The organism is Microbacterium sp. NPDC055502 (assembly GCF_053643635.1).
In genome coordinates, this window is the sequence record NZ_JBSHKJ010000001.1 from 2,234,195 (window position 1) to 2,249,749 (window position 15,555).

Genomic DNA, 15,555 nt, shown 5'->3' on the forward strand with positions numbered 1-15,555 from the left:
CGACTCGTGACCCCCTGGTCGACTCGTTCGCATAGCCGGGAATCCCCGGGTCGGGAGTGGGTCGTGACCACACGTTCAGCGCAGCACACCGCCAGCACCGCGCAGCAGTCCACCCGTCAGTCCTCGAGAAGCACCTCGGCCGCGCAGCCCGATCAGGACCTGCGCACCTACGTGCTCGACACGTCGGTGCTGCTGAGCGATCCGCAGGCATTCTTCCGATTCGCGGAGCACTCGATCGTGCTGCCCGTCGTGGTCATCAGCGAGCTCGAGGGCAAGCGGCACGACCCCGAGATCGGCTACTTCGCCCGCCAGGCGCTCCGTCACCTGGACGACCTCCGGGTCGAGCACGGGCGTCTGGACTTCCCGGTCGAGGTCGGCGAGGGCGGCACGCTCCGCGTCGACCTCGGCAACACCGACCTCTCCGTGCTGCCCGTCGGCATCCGCCTGAGCGACAACGACAGCCGCATCCTCTCCGTCGCCATGCAGCTCGCACAGGACGGACAGGACGTCACGATCGTCTCGAAGGACCTCCCGATGCGGGTCAAGGCCGCGTCGCTCGGCCTGCGCGCCGAGGAGTACCTCGCCGAGCAGGCCGTGGACTCCGGGTGGACCGGCATCGCGAGCCTCGACCTGTCCGGCGACGACATCAGCGACCTCTATGAGAGCGAGGTCGGGATCAGCGAAGACGTCAACGGGCTCCCCGTCAACACGGGTCTCATCATCCACTCGGAGCGCGGATCGGCGCTCGGACGCGTCACCGGCGACGGCGAGTTCCGGCTGGTGCGCGGCGACCGCGACATCTTCGGGATGCACGGCCGCTCGGCCGAACAGCGCATCGCCATCGACCTGCTGCTCGACCCCGAGGTGGGCATCGTGTCGCTCGGCGGGCGTGCCGGAACGGGCAAGTCGGCCCTCGCCCTGTGCGCCGGACTGGAAGCGGTGCTGGAGCGGCAGCAGCAGAAGAAGATCATCGTCTTCCGGCCGCTGTTCGCCGTGGGCGGCCAGGAGCTCGGGTACCTCCCCGGCGATCAGGGCGAGAAGATGAACCCCTGGGGTCAGGCGGTGTACGACACCCTCGGATCGGTCGTCTCGGGCAACGTGATCGACGAGGTCGTCGAGCGGGGGATGCTCGAGGTGCTGCCGCTCACCCACATCCGCGGACGCTCGCTGCACGACGCGTTCGTGATCGTCGACGAGGCGCAGTCCCTCGAGCGCAACGTGCTGCTCACGGTGCTCAGCCGCATGGGTCAGAACTCCCGCGTCATCCTCACGCACGACGTCGGTCAGCGCGACAACCTGCGCGTCGGACGTCACGACGGCATCGCCAGCGTGATCGAGACGCTCAAGGGACACGACCTCTTCGGCCATGTGACCCTCACCCGCTCGGAGCGTTCCGCGATCGCGGCCCTCGTCACCGAACTCCTGGAGGGCGGAGAGCTCAGCTGACGAGGCCGGGAAAAAGCGGATGCCGCGGGGACCAGGTCCTCGCGGCATCCGTCGTCTCAGCGACCGGTGATCATCCGGGATGCGTCATCGACAGCAGGTCGAGCTTCTCGTCCAGCTGCTCCAGCGTCAGGTCGCCGCGCTCGACGTAGCCCAGGTCGATCACCGCGTCGCGCACCGTGATGCCCTTCGCGACAGAGTGCTTCGCGATCTTCGCGGCGGCCTCGTAGCCGATCAGCTTGTTCAGCGGCGTCACGATCGACGGGCTCATGCCCGCGAACGCGGCGGCGCGGTCGAGGTTCGCCTGCAGGCCGTCGATCGTCTTGTCGGCCAGCACGCGCGAGGCGTTCGCAAGGAGGCGGATCGACTCGAGCAGGGCGGTGCCCATGACCGGGATCGCCACGTTCAGCTCGAACGCGCCGGACGCACCGGCCCACGCCACGGTCGCGTCGTTGCCGATGACACGGGCGCACACCATCAGCACGGCCTCGGGAACGACCGGGTTGACCTTGCCCGGCATGATCGAGGAGCCCGGCTGCAGATCGGGGATGTGCAGCTCGCCCAGACCCGTGTTGGGGCCGGAGCCCATCCACCGGAGGTCGTTGTTGATCTTGGTGAGCGACACCGCGATCGTGCGGAGCGCGCCGGAGGCTTCGACCAGGCCGTCGCGGTTGGCCTGCGCCTCGAAGTGGTCCTTGGCCTCGGTGATGGGCAGCTCGGTCTCGGCGGCGAGCAGCTCGATGACCTTCTGCGGGAACCCGAGCGGCGTGTTGATGCCGGTGCCGACCGCCGTGCCGCCCAGCGGGACCTCGGCCACGCGGGGGAGGGCGGACTGCACGCGCTCGATGCCCAGGCGGATCTGACGGGCGTAGCCGCCGAACTCCTGTCCGAGGGTGACCGGCGTCGCATCCATGAGGTGCGTGCGGCCGGACTTGACCGCGTCCTTCCACAGCTCGGCCTTGGCCTCCAGCGCGACGGCGAGGTGGTCGAGCGCGGGGATCAGCGTGTCGATCAGGGCCTGCGTGACCGCGATGTGCACGGAGGTGGGGAACACGTCGTTCGACGACTGCGAGGCGTTGACGTGGTCGTTCGGGTGCACCGTCGCGCCGAGGATGCGCGTGGCGAGAGTGGCCAGCACCTCGTTCATGTTCATGTTCGAGGACGTGCCGGAGCCGGTCTGGTACGTGTCGACCGGGAACTCGCCGTCGTGGGCGCCGGACGCCACCTGGTCGGCGGCCTGGGCGATCGCGTCGGCGATGGCACCGTCGAGCGTGCCGAGTTCCTTGTTCGCCAGCGCCGCCGCCTTCTTGATGCGCGCGAGCGCGGCGATCTGCGCCGACTCCAGGCCCTTGCCGGAGATCGGGAAGTTCTCCACGGCGCGCTGCGTCTGCGCACCGTAGAGCGCGTTCACGGGCACACGCACCTCACCCATCGTGTCGTGTTCGATGCGGTAGCCCTGCTCGTTCGCGCCGCTGAGCTGGTTGGCGTCGGTCATTCCGAACCCTCCTTGGTTGCGGGGACGGTCCCCTCGGTGTCGATCCCGACCGTGATGACGGGCACAGCCTCGCCCTCGGCCAGACGGTAGTTGGCGCCGACGATCCCGAGGCGGCCCTCGGCGACGGCGTTGCTGATGATCTCCGACGACTGCAGCAGGTCGTGCACCGTGTTGCGCAGGTGCTCGCGGCCGACCAGCTCGGCGTCGATGTCGGCGACCGTGGCACCCCCGCTCTCCGCCAGCACCTTGCGGGCGGCGGGCACGATCGGCGCGATCAGCTTCCAGATGTGCGGGGGGAGCGGTGCCGCGTCGATCGCGGTGCCGTCGATCGCGGCTCGCACCGCGCCGCACGAGTCGTGCGCGAGCACCACGATGAGCGGCACCTCCAGCACCGCGACCGCGTACTCCAGGCTCGCGACGATCGACTCGCCCATCACCTGACCGGCGTTGCGCACCACGAACAGGTCGCCGAGGCCCAGGTCGAAGATGATCTCCGCCGCGAGGCGGGAGTCGGCGCATCCGAAGAGCGTGGCGACCGGGTGCTGGGCGGCGGTCAGGTCTTTGCGGCGGGCGACGTTCTGGTTCGGGTGCTGCGGCTCGTCGCGGACGAAGCGGCGGTTGCCTTCCTGCATCTGCGTCCAGGCGGCGGAAGGAGTGAGCGGGTGGGTCATCGGGCCTCCGTGACGGTGCGGATCTGAGGGACGAGCGACTCGGCGAGCTCGGCGGTCGAGTCCGGCGAGCGGGAGCCGTAGAGGAGCACGTAGTCGTCGCCGGCCTGCGTGCCGATGGCGTACGAGATGTTGGCGTCGGCGCCGGCGTTTCCTGGCTTGTACACGTCCCACTCCAGCCCGCCGATGCGGATCGTGTCGGTGGGGGCGATGCCGTTCAGGCGCTGCGGGGCCCAGGAGGCATCGGCGTCGAAGGCCTGCGCGAGCTTGATGAACCCGCGCTCGTCCTGGGCCGCGGGGGCGAGCGTGACCTCCCAGACGACCGTGGCTCCGCTCTGCAGCTCCGCGGCGTTGACGCGCCAGAACTTCCCGGTCTCCGGCACGATCACGGGCCCGCCCATGGACGACTCGACATCGGCGGCGATGCCCGCGACGTCGATGGGCTTCTGCGCCACCGGCTCGCCGCGCGGGACCACGAGCACGATGACGAGCACGACCGCGAGGGTCACCAGGAGCGCGGCGACCAGGTTGCGCACCGTCTGGCTGGATCGATACGCCTTGCTGGATGCGGCCTTGCGGGCCGCGGTCTCCTCCGCCGTCTCCGGACGGCCGAGGTCGGCGTTGATGGCGGGGCCCTTGCTCATGACGCCCCGTCCGTCTCGGCGTCACCAGCGGCGGCGCGTGCGGCGTCCAGGCGGCGCTTGGCGCCCAGCAGCCATTCCTCGCAGCGGGCGGCGAGCGCTTCTCCACGTTCCCACAGCGCCAGCGACTGCTCGAGGGTCGGAGCGCCCTGCTCCAGCTCGGCGACCACGCGGACGAGCTCGTCCCGGGCGGCCTCGAACGACAGCGTGTCCACAGGGGTGTCGTTCAGCGCGCTCACTCCTCCATCCTACGTCGTGGCACGGACGCGCCCGGTTCAGGCGCCTTCCGCGATCTCGCCCTCCGAGCGCGCGGCGACCGACCCGCGGTCGACCGTGATCGTCAGGGCGCTACCGGCCGGGGCGTCCGCTGCATCCCGCAGGATCACGCCCCCGTCGAGGTGCGCGATCGCATAGCCGCGGGCGAGGGTCGCGGCGGGGGAGAGGGCACGCAGCGACGCCCGCAGCTCGCTGGTGCGACGGCCGGCGTCGTCGAGCTGACGCTGCACGGCATCGCGTCCGCGCGACACCAGCAGCCAGGACTCCTGCGCGCGGGTGTCGATGATCGGATCGGGCGAGCGCAGGACCGGTCGCGACCGCAGCTGCTCGAGCTGAGCGATGTCGTGGGTGAGGCGCTGCGTGACCCGCGTGGTCGCGCGCGACCGGAGCTGGGCGATCAGCGCGCGCTGCTCGCCCACGTCGGGCACCACGCGCTTGGCGGCGTCCGTCGGGGTGGAGGCACGGAGGTCGGCAACGTCGTCGAGGAGCGGATGGTCGTTCTCGTGCCCGATGGCGCTGACGACCGGGGTGCGCGCGGCCGCGACCGCGCGCACCAGCCGCTCGTCGCTGAAGCCCAGGAGCGTCTGGGGGTCGCCGCCGCCGCGGGCGATGATGATCACGTCCACGTCGGGGTCGGCGTCGAGCCGGGCGAGTGCGGCCAGGGTGTCGGGCACGCAGCGGTCGCCCTGGACGGCCGCGTACTCGGTGCGGAAGCGCACCTGCGGCCACCGCAGCTCGGCGTTGCGGTGCACGTCCTTCTCGGCGTCGGAGCGCTCGCCCGTGATGAGTCCGATCACGTGCGGGAGGAAGGGGAGGCGCAGCTTTCGGCCGGCGTCGAAGAGCCCCTCCTGCCGCAGCTGCACGCGCAGCTTCTCCAGGCGCTCGAGCTGATCGCCGAGGCCGACGTGCTTCATGGCCGAGACCGCGAAGCTGAAGTCGCCCGACTTCACGAAGTAGTCCGCCTTGACCGCCGCGACCACGTGGTCGCCGACGCCGAGATCGGCAGGGATGCGCCCGCGCACGCTCGACCAGATCCGGATCGAGATCTGCGCGTCGGAGCGCGTGTCCTTCAGCCGGGCGAACACGTTCCCGGCGCGCACGTTCCACGACGTGATTTCGCCCTCGACCCACACCGTGTTCCAGCGGGCGACGAAGTCGCGGATGGTGGCGTTGAGCCGGGCGACGGAGGTGGGCGCCTGTGCGGTGGAGTCACGCGGGGCGACGGCGTCGGCGGGCGGGGTCTCACCCGGTCCGGTCGTCGCTTCGAAGACTGTCATCTGCTCCCGTTCCCGCCCGGGCTCTCCCCGGCCTCGCACAGCTGTACGGCGATAGAATTCCGGTGTGACCTCGACAGCCGTGCATCTTCCCGTCCCCCGCCTTCCTCGCGTGCGTGCGGCGGCAGGGCGGCTTCAGGATAACCCGGTGCCAGGACGCAAGCGCGTGCTGCTCGCCGCGCCGCGCGGATACTGTGCCGGCGTGGATCGCGCTGTGGTGGCGGTGGAGAAGGCCCTCGAGCGCTACGGCGCCCCGGTTTATGTGCGCAAGCAGATCGTGCACAACATCCACGTCGTCACCGAGCTCGAGGCGAAGGGGGCGATCTTCGTCGAGGAGGTCGACGAGGTGCCCGAGGGAGCCCACGTCGTCTTCAGCGCGCACGGGGTCTCTCCCGCCGTGGTGAATGCCGCGTCCGACCGGGGACTGCACGCGATCGACGCGACCTGTCCGCTCGTGACGAAGGTGCACCGCGAGGCGGTACGGTTCGCGCGCGACGACTTCGAGATCCTCCTGATCGGGCACGACGGGCACGAGGAGGTGGAGGGCACCGCGGGTGAGGCCCCCGACCACGTCACGGTCGTCAACTCTCCCGAGGAGGCCGACACCGTCCAGGTGAAGGACCCGTCGAAGGTGGTGTGGCTGTCGCAGACGACACTCTCGGTCGACGAGACGATGGAGACCGTCAATCGTCTGCGCACCCGCTTCCCCGAGCTGCACAACCCGCCGTCCGATGACATCTGCTACGCCACCCAGAACCGCCAGGTCGCGATCAAGAAGGTCGCGGCGGGCGCGGATCTGGTGATCGTGGTCGGATCGGCCAACTCCTCCAACAGCGTGCGCCTGGTCGAGGTCGCGCTCGAGTACGGGGCGAAGGCGGCGTACCGGGTCGACTACGCCGAGGAGATCCAGCAGGAGTGGCTCGACGGTGTCGAGACCGTCGGCGTCACCAGCGGCGCCTCGGTGCCGGAGGTGCTGGTGCGCGAGGTGCTCGACGCGATCGGCGACGCGGGGTACCGCGACGTCGAGGAGGTGCGCACCGCGGAGGAGGACCTCATGTTCTCCCTGCCGAAGGAGCTGCGTCAGGACCCGTCCGGCCAGCGCGACGCCCGCGCCCTCGGAGGCCGTGCCTCCGCCGGAGGAGGCGCGTAGCGTTGAGCGCGGCGGAGGCGGAGCCGACCCTCATCGGGTCGGTGCAGCGCGCGCTCCGCCTCGTCGACATCGTCGCGAACTCCCCGCGACCGCTGCCGCCCAAGATGCTCGCCGCGATCACGGGTCTCACCCCCGGCACCACGTACAACCTGGTGCGTACGCTCGTGCACGAGGGCTACCTGAGCGCGGAGCCCGACGGCCTCGTGCTCGGCACCCGGTTTCCGGCGTTCCAGCAGCAGGGCGACTCGCGCGGCGTGTTCCTGGCCCGTGTGCGCGCAGCGCTCCGGGCGGTCACCGAGGACCTCGGCGCGACGGCCTATCTCTCGCGCTTCGCGGACGGCGAGCTGCATCTCGTGGACATCGTCGACGCGGAACGCAACCCCCGGGTCGAGCTGTGGGTCGGGCTGCACTCCAGCGCGCATGCCACGGCCCTCGGCAAGCAGATCCTGGCCGAGCTGCCCGACGAGGAGCGTCGCGACTACCTGTCGCGTCACCGCCTGGAGGAGCTCACCCCGCGGACCATCAGCGACCGGCGGACGCTGCTCACCCAGCTGGAGCAGTCGCCGGGCTGGGCTGTCGACCAGGAGGAGTACGCGATCGGCGCGACGTGCGTGGCGGTGCCGGTGATCGCCCCCGGGGTGACGGCCTCGCTCGCGATCTCGCTGCCGGCGGACCAGGCGGTGGTGGATCGCCGGCTCGTCTCCCGCCTGCAGCGCTCCGCCCGCAACCTGTCGCTGCAACTGGGGGCCGACGCGCTCGGCAGCGGGCAGGGCGACGAGTTCACTATCTGAATTCCGACCCCTAGTTCTTCCGACCGCGGGTTCCTACCATGGAAGGAGCAGCGCGATACAGAGCGCTGCCGATCGCCAGAGGCGTCCCCAGCGCCGGCGACCGACCTGGATGAGGAGCGTCCCCAGTGCTCCTCTCCCGCGGCCCCCGAGGAGTCCCCACTTCTCCGGGGCCGCCACCGTCTCCGGAGGTCTTCGGCTGGGAGCCGGTCGGAGACACGCGCGTTAGCATGGCGGCATGACAGATCAGCGCCCGCGCTACGGTGAGATCGCGACGCCGGAGGAGCAGCGCCTGGCCCGCGGTCTGCCGCTCATCGACGAGGCCGTGCCGGCGCCCACGGCTCCGGCGTTCCCCGCCCCGGCGCCCGCGCCGGCCCCGGCGGTGGACGCCCCGCGCCGCCGGCCCGTCGACCGGATCGTGACCATCGCGCTGCTCGCCTACGGCCTCGTGAACGTCGTGGTGACCGGACTGTCCTACCTCGATATCGGCCGCGTCATGAACGAGACCATGTCGATCCTCGGGATCGAGGGGGAGTTCACCAACTACGCCATGGGTCGTCCCTGGGGGACGATCGCGGCGATCGTGCTGGTCCTGGGCTGGTGCATCACGGCGGCGCTGTCGATCCGGCGCCTCCGCCGTGGTCGCCTGACGTGGTGGCTGCCGGTCGTCGGCGCGATCGTGACGGTGATCGTGGTGTCGCTGTGCCTCGCCGTGCCGATGATGAACGACCCGGCCTTCCTCGCCTACCTGGAGCAGACGGCCGGCACCGTCCGCTGATCTCCCGTGAACGAGAAGGGGCCCGGCACAGTGCCGGGCCCCTTCGTTCGTGATCCTGCGATCAGCTCTTCGACTGACCGTGCGAACCGAGCTGACGCGTCGACTCGACCACGCGAGCGGCCATCGCCGACTCGGCGATCTTGCCCCAGGCGCGGGGGTCGTACTGCTTCTTGTTGCCGACCTCGCCGTCGACCTTCAGCACGCCGTCGTAGTTCTTGAACATGTAGTCCGCGATCGCGCGGGTGTAGGCGTACTGGGTGTCGGTGTCGATGTTCATCTTGACGACGCCGTTGGCGACCGCGAGCGCGATCTCCTCGTCGGTCGAGCCGGATCCGCCGTGGAAGACGAGGTCGAGCGGCTTGGGTCCGGTGTTGTACTTCGCGGCGACCTCGGCCTGGATCTCGCCCAGCAGCTCGGGGCGCAGCTTCACGCCGCCGGGCTTGTACACGCCGTGCACGTTGCCGAACGTGAGCGCGGCGATGTAGCGGCCCTGCTCGCCGAGGCCCAGCGCCTGCACGGCCTGGTCGACATCGCCGAACGTCGTGTAGAGCGCCTCGTTCGAGCCCTCGTGCGCGACGCCGTCCTCCTCGCCGCCGACGACGCCGATCTCGACCTCGAGGATCGCGTTGATCGCCTTCATCCGGGGAAGGAGCTCCTTGGCGATCTCGATGTTCTCCGCCAGCGGCACGGCCGAGCCGTCCCACATGTGCGACTGGAAGATCGGGTTGCGGCCGGCCTTGACCTCTTCCTCGGAGGCGGCGATCAGCGGCTCGACGAAGCCGGCGAGGGCGTCCTTCGGGCAGTGGTCGGTGTGCAGCGCGACGGTGACCGGGTAGTTCTTGGCGACCTCGGTGGCGTAGCGCGCGAAGGCGAGGGCGCCGGTCGCGCGGGCCTTCACCGTGTGACCGGCGAAGTAGTCGGCGCCGCCCGTGGTGACCTGGATGATGCCGTCGGAGCCGGCCTCGGTGAGTCCCTGCAGGACGGCGTTGATGGTCTGCGAGCTGGACACGTTGAACGCGGGGTATGCGAAGCCGCCGGCCTTCGCGCGGTCGAGCATTTCGGCGTACTGATCCGGGGTGGCGACGGGCATGAGAACTCCTGCGGTAGGTGAAGCCGGGACAGGTGCCACTCTATCGGGGCGCCTGTCCGGCTCGTGCAGGCGAGCGGAGCGTTCGGCGGCGCACGATCTGCCGTGCTGTTAAGAAGTGCGATTCCTTCGCGAGATACCGGCGGAAAGGAGGGCTGTTCGCGCGCCCACGTAGCTAGGCTGGCGGCATGGTGAGTCTGACTGCCGACCTGAGCCCGCTCCGTCCCGACCGCAACCTGGCGATGGAGCTCGTCCGTGCGACGGAGGCGGCAGCGATCCGCGCCGTGCCCTTCATCGGTCGCGGCGCGAAGGAGGCGGCCGACGGTGCCGCGGTCGACGCGATGCGCGCGTTCCTCGGCACGGTCGACTTCCAGGGCCGCGTGGTGATTGGCGAGGGGGAGAAGGACAACGCCCCGATGCTGTTCAACGGCGAGGTCGTCGGTACCGGGCAGGGCCCGCTGTGCGACATCGCGGTCGACCCCATCGACGGCACGTCCCTCACGGCCGCCGGACGACAGAACGCCCTCTCCGTGATCGCGGTGTCCGACCGCGACACGATGCTCGACGCGTCCAGCGTCTTCTACATGGACAAGCTCGTGACGGGACCGGCGGGCGTGGGCGTGGTCGACATCCGGCTCCCGATCGGCGAGAACATCCGCCGGCTCGCGGGCGCGCTCGACAAGCCGGTCGACGAGATCGTGGTGTCGGTGCTGAACCGTCCACGGCACGAGCAGCTGATCCAGGACATCCGCGACGCGGGCGCCGGCACCCGGCTGATGAGCGACGGCGATGTGGCCGGCGGGATCAACGCGGCCCGCCACGATGCGCGCACCGACATGTGCGTGGGCGTGGGCGGGAGCCCCGAGGGCATCGTCACCGCGTGCGCCATCAAGGCCCTCGGCGGTCACATCCAGGGGCGGCTGTGGCCGCGGGACGACGACGAGCGCCAGCGCGGGATCGACGCGGGACTCGACATGGACAGGGTGTACGAGGCGGACGACCTCGTGCGCGGCAACAACACGATCTTCGTGGCGACGGGCGTCACCGACGGACAGCTCGTGGCGGGGGTGCGCCGGGAGCGCGGTTACGTCTACACGGAGAGCGTCGTGCTGCGCGGGGCCTCGGGAACACTGCGCCGCATCGCCTCGGAGCACCTCGTGTCGAAGTGGCTGTGACCACTTCCTTCCGCGGCTGATCGACTGCTCCGAGCTCGAAGGCTGCCCGTCTCGGGCGACGCCATCGTTATCGAGCCGGTACCGGCGCGCGCGAACCGTGGCACCGGTCGCGCGAGGCGTCGTGTCACAATTGTCACTGGGTTTGTCGCCGTCGACGGAGCCGCCAGGCACCGCAGGCACAGGAGGGCGAACGCATGACAACGCAGCACACGAGTGGCTCGACCAGCGCCGCACCGACCAAGATCATCACCACCAACACGGGACGCATCCTCCGGGTGAGCGCCGATGCCGAGGCCGCCGTGACCACACCGGCCGCCCCCGCGAAACCGCAGGTCGACCCGGCTCGTCGGGCCGACGTGCTGTTCCGCGTTCGACGTGACGAGGGCCACGAGATCAGCGCCTGGTGGATGATCGGCGCCTTCCTCGCCACAAGCGGCCTCGTCATCCTGCTGCTCAGCGGCGTGCCCGGCGTCGCCTGACGTGTCCTCGTCCTGGCCGTTCCGGCTCATTCGTGGCGGGACGTCTGCGCCTCATCCAGGCGTCGTCGCACCTCGCCGACGTCGGCCCTGAGGCCGTCCAGGAGGTCTGGGGTCTCGCCCGGCGCTGCCGCGGGCTCCGCTGCTCCGGCGGCCGTGCGTGACACGCCGCTGTCCGCCGGCACGGCCGTGGATGCGGGTTCGACCGCCGCCGCGGCTTCGGAGGTCGGCGCGGCATCGACGGTCGGCCCGGCCCCACCGGTGCCGATCAGCTCCGCCGCGGTGAAGCGACGACCGTCGGCTGTGACGACGGGCGGAGCGCTGAGCGCGGACGCGTCCACTCCGGGGAACTGCCGCGCCGTCACGAGCACACGCGACTCAAGGGACCCCGCGAACCGGTTGTAGCTGTCGACCGTGCGCTCGAGCGCCCGGCGCAGATCGTCGGCATGACCGGCGAGCGTGCCGAGGCGCTCGTACAGCTGCGTGCCCAGGGTCAGCAGACGACGTGCTTCGGTCGACACCTCCTGCTGCGTCCACGTGTAGGCGACGGTCTTCAGCACGGCCCACAGGTTGACGGGAGAGGCGAGGGCCACACGGCGGCTGAAGGCGTAGTCGAGCAGCGTCGGGTCTTCGTCGATGGCCGTCGCGAGCAGCGACTCGCTCGGCAGGAAGCAGATCACGAACTCGGGACTCGCGTCGAGGCCCGACCAGTACGCCTTCTTCGCCAGGGCGTCGACGTGTGCGCGCACGGCCTTCACGTGCTTCTGGAGGTGTGCGCGACGCTGCGCCTCGTGCGCGTCGCCAACGGGCAGCGCCGAGGCCTCGAGGTAGGCGTCGAGCGGAACCTTCGCGTCGACCGCGATCGACGTGCCGCCGGCGAGCCGCACGACCATGTCGGGGCGCCCCTGCCCGCGGTCCGAGGAGATCGTGGTCTGCAGATCGAAGTCGACGTGGCGCGTGAGCCCGGCGGCCTCCACCACCCGGCGCAGCTGTGCTTCGCCCCACACCCCACGCGTCGCGGTCGACCTCAGCGCTCCGGCGAGCGACTCCGTGGTCGCGCGCAGGGCCTCGTCGGACTCCTGCGCACGCCGCAGCTGTTCCGCGAGGGTGCCGAACTGCTCGTGCCGCTCGTGCTCGATGGCCGCGACCTTGGACTGCATCTGCTGCAGACTCTCGCGCACCGGGGCGAGCGCCTGCAGCACGGCGTTCTGCTGCTGCACACGCAGGGCCTCGGCGCGCTGCTCCGCGCGGCCGTGCTCGACCGCGTCGCGATACAGGTCGTACTGCCGGTCGCGGTCGTCACGGGCGGCCGCGAGCTCGGCCTCGGCACGGGCGAGCTCGGCGGCGCCCCGACTCGCGCGCAGGAACCAGCCCAGGGCGACGCCCGCGGCCACGGCCACGAGGAGCAGAACGATCGTCAGCGCATCCATGGGCCCATCGTGCCCCCGGGGTCGGACATTCGCCGGGAGGCACCGCTGAGCGGTCTCAGGCGACCGCGCGCTCCAGGGCGGGGAGGGCGGGCTCGGTCACCCGCAGGCTCAGGGCGTCGGCGAGGGCGAAGACGTCGGCGGCCGCGGCGCGCCGAGCGGCATCGACCACGATGTGCGCGCATGCGCGGGCGTCGGCGAGGGCATCGTGATGGGAGAACTCGTCGTACCCGGCGGCGGCCGCGGCGAGCGGGAGCCGGTACGAGTCGAGCTGGTAGGTCTTGCGGGCCACCTGCAGGCTGCACAGCGAGCGGTAGGGCGGGCAGATCTGACCCGTGGCCTCCGCCGCACGGCGCAGCACGTTGAGGTCGAATCCGGCGTTGTGCGCCACGAGCACGTCGGCACCGGCGAAGGCGCACAGACGGTCGAACTGATCCGCCCAGGAGGAGGCCGTCGCGACGTGCTCCGGCCGGATGCCGTGGATGCGGACGTTCCACTCCATGAACTCGTCGTGACCGGGCGGCGGCTGGATGAGCCAGCCCGCGGTGGCGACGACCTCGCCGCCGCGCACGCGGACGAGTCCGACGGCGCAGGCGGAGGCCGGGCTGGAGTTCGCGGTCTCGAAGTCGATCGCAGTGAAGTCCAGTGGCACGTCTTCACTCTCTCCCGGGCCTCCGACGTCGGGTCGCAGACTCGCCGTAGGCTGGCCACATGAGCGACGAGCAGGCGACCTCCTTCGGCGGCCAGGCGGGCAGCTACGAGGTCGGTCGCCCCGAATACCCGTTCGAGGCGGTCGCGTGGATGCTCGACCGCGCGCCGGCAGGAGCCCGCCGTATCGCCGACGTCGGCGCGGGCACCGGCAAGCTCACCCGTGCCCTCGTCGCGGGGGAGGGCGCGGAGGTCGTCGCGGTGGATCCGGATCCCGCGATGCTCGCCGCCCTGCGCGACGCGGTGCCCGGAGTGCCCACTTTCGTCGGCACGGCCGAGCGCCTCCCGCTGCCCGATGCGAGCGTCGACGCGGTGGTGCTGGGCCAGGCATGGCACTGGGTCGATCCGGTCGTGGCCTCCGCGGAGATCGGCCGCGTCGTGCGCCCCGGCGGGGTGCTCGGGCTGGTCTGGAACTTGCGCGACGAGCGGGTGGACTGGGTGCGTCGCCTGACCGACATCATGCACGGCAGCAACGCCGAGATCATGCTCGCCGCGGGCGACCCCGTGGTGGTCGCGCCGTTCGGCGGGCTGGAGCAGGAGCGCTGGGAGTGGGTGCGTCCGGTGACGCGCGAGATGATGCACCGCATGGCGTCGTCGCGCAGCTACGTCATCACGGCCGGCGACGCGGAGAAGGCGCGTATCCGGCGCGACATGGACGCCCTGTTCGACGAGCTGGGGCTGCACGACGACGCCGCGATCGAGCTGCCGTACGTGACGAGGGCGTTCCGCGCCGTGCGCGACTGAGCCCGCACGGCAGCATCGGGGGCCCCAGGTAGACTCGTACCCCGTGGCTCTCACTATCGGTATCGTCGGCCTGCCCAACGTCGGCAAGTCCACCCTCTTCAACGCCCTCACCAAGAACGACGTGCTCGCGGCGAACTACCCGTTCGCGACGATCGAGCCCAACGTCGGCGTGGTGAACCTGCCCGACCCGCGGCTCGAGAAGCTCGCCGAGATCTTCGGCAGCGAGCGCATCCTCCCCGCGGCCGTGTCGTTCGTCGACATCGCGGGCATCGTGCGCGGGGCCAGCGAGGGAGAGGGGCTGGGCAACCAGTTCCTGGCGAACATCCGCGAGGCGGACGCGATCGCCCAGGTCGTGCGCGGCTTCTCCGACGACGACGTGGTTCACGTCGACGGTGCGGTGAACCCGGCGTCCGACATGGAGACCATCAACGCCGAGCTCATGCTCGCCGACCTGCAGACCGTCGAGAAGGCGATCACCCGGTACGAGAAGGAGGTGCGCGGGAAGAAGATCGACCCGTCCGTCCTCGAAGCGGCGCAGGCGGCGAAGGACGCGCTGGAGCGCGGCGTGCTGCTGTCCACGAGCGGCCTCGACCTCGCGCCGATCCGCGAGCTCGGCCTGCTGACCGTCAAGCCGGTCATCTTCGTGTTCAACGTCGACGAAGCGGTGCTCACCGACGACGTGCGCAAGGCGGAGCTCGCGGCCCTGGTCGCGCCCGCGCAGGCGATCTTCCTCGACGCCAAGATCGAGTCGGAACTGAAGGACCTGGACCCGGAGGACGCGGCCGAGCTGCTCGCCTCGACGGGCCAGGAGGAGTCCGGCCTCGACCAGCTCGCACGCATCGGCTTCGACACCCTCGGGCTGCAGACGTACCTCACCGCCGGACCGAAGGAAGCGCGGGCGTGGACGATCGGCAAGGGATGGAAGGCCCCGCAGGCCGCCGGCGTGATCCACACCGACTTCGAGAAGGGCTTCATCAAGGCCGAGATCGTGTCGTTCGACGACCTCGTCGCCACCGGCTCCGTGCAGGAGGCCCGCGCGAAGGGCAAGGCCCGGCTGGAGGGCAAGGACTACGTCATGCAGGACGGCGACGTCGTGGAGTTCCGTATCGGAAACACATCTGGCGGGTCGAAGTAAGCCGCTAGACGACGTCATTCAAGGGCAGGCGACGATGCGGTCGTCGGTTCAAGAGTGCGCCAACGGGGTGTTTACATCCTCCGAATCCATGGCGGTACGAATGACCCCCGCGCCCAGTCCGACGAGCGATCCAAGTGCTCCGCCGACAACCGCAAACGCGGCGCTCCATGCAACGCCCGACGTTCGAGGATCAACGAACTGGGGATTCTCCGAATAGGTCACCATCGCTCCTGGCAACCAGGCAAGCACGACCAGGACGCCCACTAGCGCACCGCACGCGAACCCAACCG

At 70.6% G+C, this 15,555-nt stretch carries 16 protein-coding genes; 8 read left to right on the plus strand and 8 right to left on the minus strand.

Going from position 1 to position 15,555, the window contains the following annotated elements:
• Positions 1 to 63 precede the first annotated feature (63 nt).
• Positions 64 to 1,446 carry a PhoH family protein gene (locus ACWH95_RS10845; RefSeq protein WP_454120639.1) on the plus strand — a complete coding sequence of 461 codons (1,383 nt, stop codon included), beginning with the start codon at positions 64 to 66 and terminating at the stop codon, positions 1,444 to 1,446.
• 70 nt (positions 1,447 to 1,516) lie between these two features.
• Here ACWH95_RS10845 and ACWH95_RS10850 read toward each other — a convergent pair whose 3' ends face one another.
• From ACWH95_RS10850 to xseA, 5 genes are read right to left on the minus strand one after another with little or no spacing between them, the layout of a single operon-like run.
• Positions 1,517 to 2,938: a class II fumarate hydratase gene (locus tag ACWH95_RS10850; protein ID WP_136033468.1), complete on the minus strand. Its 1,422-nt coding sequence runs from the start codon at positions 2,936 to 2,938 to the stop codon at positions 1,517 to 1,519.
• Positions 2,935 to 3,609, minus strand: coding sequence for a carbonic anhydrase (locus ACWH95_RS10855; RefSeq protein ID WP_136033470.1), 675 nt, complete (start codon positions 3,607 to 3,609; stop codon positions 2,935 to 2,937). Before ACWH95_RS10855 ends, ACWH95_RS10850 begins: the two co-directional genes overlap by 4 nt.
• On the minus strand, positions 3,606 to 4,250 hold the full coding sequence (locus ACWH95_RS10860; protein WP_454120640.1) for a DUF4245 family protein: 645 nt from the start codon (positions 4,248 to 4,250) through the stop codon (positions 3,606 to 3,608). Before ACWH95_RS10860 ends, ACWH95_RS10855 begins: the two co-directional genes overlap by 4 nt.
• Positions 4,247 to 4,486: an exodeoxyribonuclease VII small subunit gene (locus ACWH95_RS10865; protein ID WP_454120641.1), complete on the minus strand. Its 240-nt coding sequence runs from the start codon at positions 4,484 to 4,486 to the stop codon at positions 4,247 to 4,249. Before ACWH95_RS10865 ends, ACWH95_RS10860 begins: the two co-directional genes overlap by 4 nt.
• Positions 4,487 to 4,522: 36 nt before the next feature.
• The gene (gene xseA / locus ACWH95_RS10870) at positions 4,523 to 5,800 is read right to left on the minus strand and encodes an exodeoxyribonuclease VII large subunit (RefSeq protein ID WP_136033476.1); all 1,278 of its coding nucleotides are present in this window, start codon (positions 5,798 to 5,800) and stop codon (positions 4,523 to 4,525) included.
• Positions 5,801 to 5,864: 64 nt separating this feature from the next.
• Between xseA and ACWH95_RS10875 the strand changes: the two genes are divergently transcribed.
• The 3 genes from ACWH95_RS10875 to ACWH95_RS10885 all read left to right on the plus strand — a co-directional run bounded on the left by ACWH95_RS10875 (position 5,865) and on the right by ACWH95_RS10885 (position 8,513).
• Entirely contained in the window at positions 5,865 to 6,947 is a 1,083-nt protein-coding gene (locus ACWH95_RS10875; protein ID WP_205812609.1) for a 4-hydroxy-3-methylbut-2-enyl diphosphate reductase, read from the plus strand.
• A 2-nt stretch (positions 6,948 to 6,949) separates the two neighbouring features.
• On the plus strand, positions 6,950 to 7,738 hold the full coding sequence (locus ACWH95_RS10880) for an IclR family transcriptional regulator (protein ID WP_136033480.1): 789 nt from the start codon (positions 6,950 to 6,952) through the stop codon (positions 7,736 to 7,738).
• 235 nt (positions 7,739 to 7,973) lie between these two features.
• On the plus strand, positions 7,974 to 8,513 hold the full coding sequence (locus ACWH95_RS10885; RefSeq protein WP_247981435.1) for a DUF6264 family protein: 540 nt from the start codon (positions 7,974 to 7,976) through the stop codon (positions 8,511 to 8,513).
• Positions 8,514 to 8,574: 61 nt separating this feature from the next.
• Here ACWH95_RS10885 and fbaA read toward each other — a convergent pair whose 3' ends face one another.
• The gene (gene fbaA, locus ACWH95_RS10890; protein WP_136033484.1) at positions 8,575 to 9,603 is read right to left on the minus strand and encodes a class II fructose-bisphosphate aldolase; all 1,029 of its coding nucleotides are present in this window, start codon (positions 9,601 to 9,603) and stop codon (positions 8,575 to 8,577) included.
• Between the two features lie 185 nt (positions 9,604 to 9,788).
• Here fbaA and glpX point away from each other — a divergent pair, with 185 nt between their 5' ends.
• Both glpX and ACWH95_RS10900 read left to right on the plus strand, forming a co-directional pair.
• The gene (gene glpX, locus ACWH95_RS10895) at positions 9,789 to 10,775 is read left to right on the plus strand and encodes a class II fructose-bisphosphatase (RefSeq protein ID WP_136033486.1); all 987 of its coding nucleotides are present in this window, start codon (positions 9,789 to 9,791) and stop codon (positions 10,773 to 10,775) included.
• Between the two features lie 194 nt (positions 10,776 to 10,969).
• Positions 10,970 to 11,254, plus strand: coding sequence for a hypothetical protein (locus ACWH95_RS10900; protein WP_136033488.1), 285 nt, complete (start codon positions 10,970 to 10,972; stop codon positions 11,252 to 11,254).
• A gap of 26 nt (positions 11,255 to 11,280) precedes the next feature.
• On the opposite strand, the gene ACWH95_RS10905 is transcribed toward ACWH95_RS10900, so the two are convergent.
• Together ACWH95_RS10905 and ACWH95_RS10910 are read right to left on the minus strand one after the other, a co-directional pair.
• Entirely contained in the window at positions 11,281 to 12,681 is a 1,401-nt protein-coding gene (locus ACWH95_RS10905) for a DNA recombination protein RmuC (RefSeq protein WP_454120642.1), read from the minus strand.
• Between the two features lie 55 nt (positions 12,682 to 12,736).
• The gene (locus ACWH95_RS10910) at positions 12,737 to 13,330 is read right to left on the minus strand and encodes a 3'-5' exonuclease (protein ID WP_136033492.1); all 594 of its coding nucleotides are present in this window, start codon (positions 13,328 to 13,330) and stop codon (positions 12,737 to 12,739) included.
• A gap of 59 nt (positions 13,331 to 13,389) precedes the next feature.
• Between ACWH95_RS10910 and ACWH95_RS10915 the strand changes: the two genes are divergently transcribed.
• Both ACWH95_RS10915 and ychF read left to right on the plus strand, forming a co-directional pair.
• Positions 13,390 to 14,130 carry a class I SAM-dependent methyltransferase gene (locus ACWH95_RS10915; RefSeq protein WP_454120643.1) on the plus strand — a complete coding sequence of 247 codons (741 nt, stop codon included), beginning with the start codon at positions 13,390 to 13,392 and terminating at the stop codon, positions 14,128 to 14,130.
• 43 nt (positions 14,131 to 14,173) lie between these two features.
• Positions 14,174 to 15,265 carry a redox-regulated ATPase YchF gene (gene ychF, locus ACWH95_RS10920; RefSeq protein ID WP_247638557.1) on the plus strand — a complete coding sequence of 364 codons (1,092 nt, stop codon included), beginning with the start codon at positions 14,174 to 14,176 and terminating at the stop codon, positions 15,263 to 15,265.
• The last annotated feature ends 290 nt before the right edge of the window (positions 15,266 to 15,555 follow it).

Excerpts from the sequence above, each read along its gene's own strand:
- ACWH95_RS10850 (WP_136033468.1), bottom strand. The coding sequence starts at position 2,938 with ATGACCGACGCCAACCAGCTCAGCGGCGCGAACGAGCAGGGCTACCGC.
- ACWH95_RS10855 (WP_136033470.1), bottom strand. The coding sequence starts at position 3,609 with ATGACCCACCCGCTCACTCCTTCCGCCGCCTGGACGCAGATGCAGGAA.
- ACWH95_RS10860 (WP_454120640.1), bottom strand. The coding sequence starts at position 4,250 with ATGAGCAAGGGCCCCGCCATCAACGCCGACCTCGGCCGTCCGGAGACG.
- xseA (WP_136033476.1), bottom strand. The coding sequence starts at position 5,800 with ATGACAGTCTTCGAAGCGACGACCGGACCGGGTGAGACCCCGCCCGCC.
- ACWH95_RS10885 (WP_247981435.1), top strand. The coding sequence starts at position 7,974 with ATGACAGATCAGCGCCCGCGCTACGGTGAGATCGCGACGCCGGAGGAG.
- fbaA (WP_136033484.1), bottom strand. The coding sequence starts at position 9,603 with ATGCCCGTCGCCACCCCGGATCAGTACGCCGAAATGCTCGACCGCGCG.
- glpX (WP_136033486.1), top strand. The coding sequence starts at position 9,789 with ATGGTGAGTCTGACTGCCGACCTGAGCCCGCTCCGTCCCGACCGCAAC.
- ACWH95_RS10900 (WP_136033488.1), top strand. The coding sequence starts at position 10,970 with ATGACAACGCAGCACACGAGTGGCTCGACCAGCGCCGCACCGACCAAG.
- ACWH95_RS10905 (WP_454120642.1), bottom strand. The coding sequence starts at position 12,681 with ATGGATGCGCTGACGATCGTTCTGCTCCTCGTGGCCGTGGCCGCGGGC.
- ACWH95_RS10915 (WP_454120643.1), top strand. The coding sequence starts at position 13,390 with ATGAGCGACGAGCAGGCGACCTCCTTCGGCGGCCAGGCGGGCAGCTAC.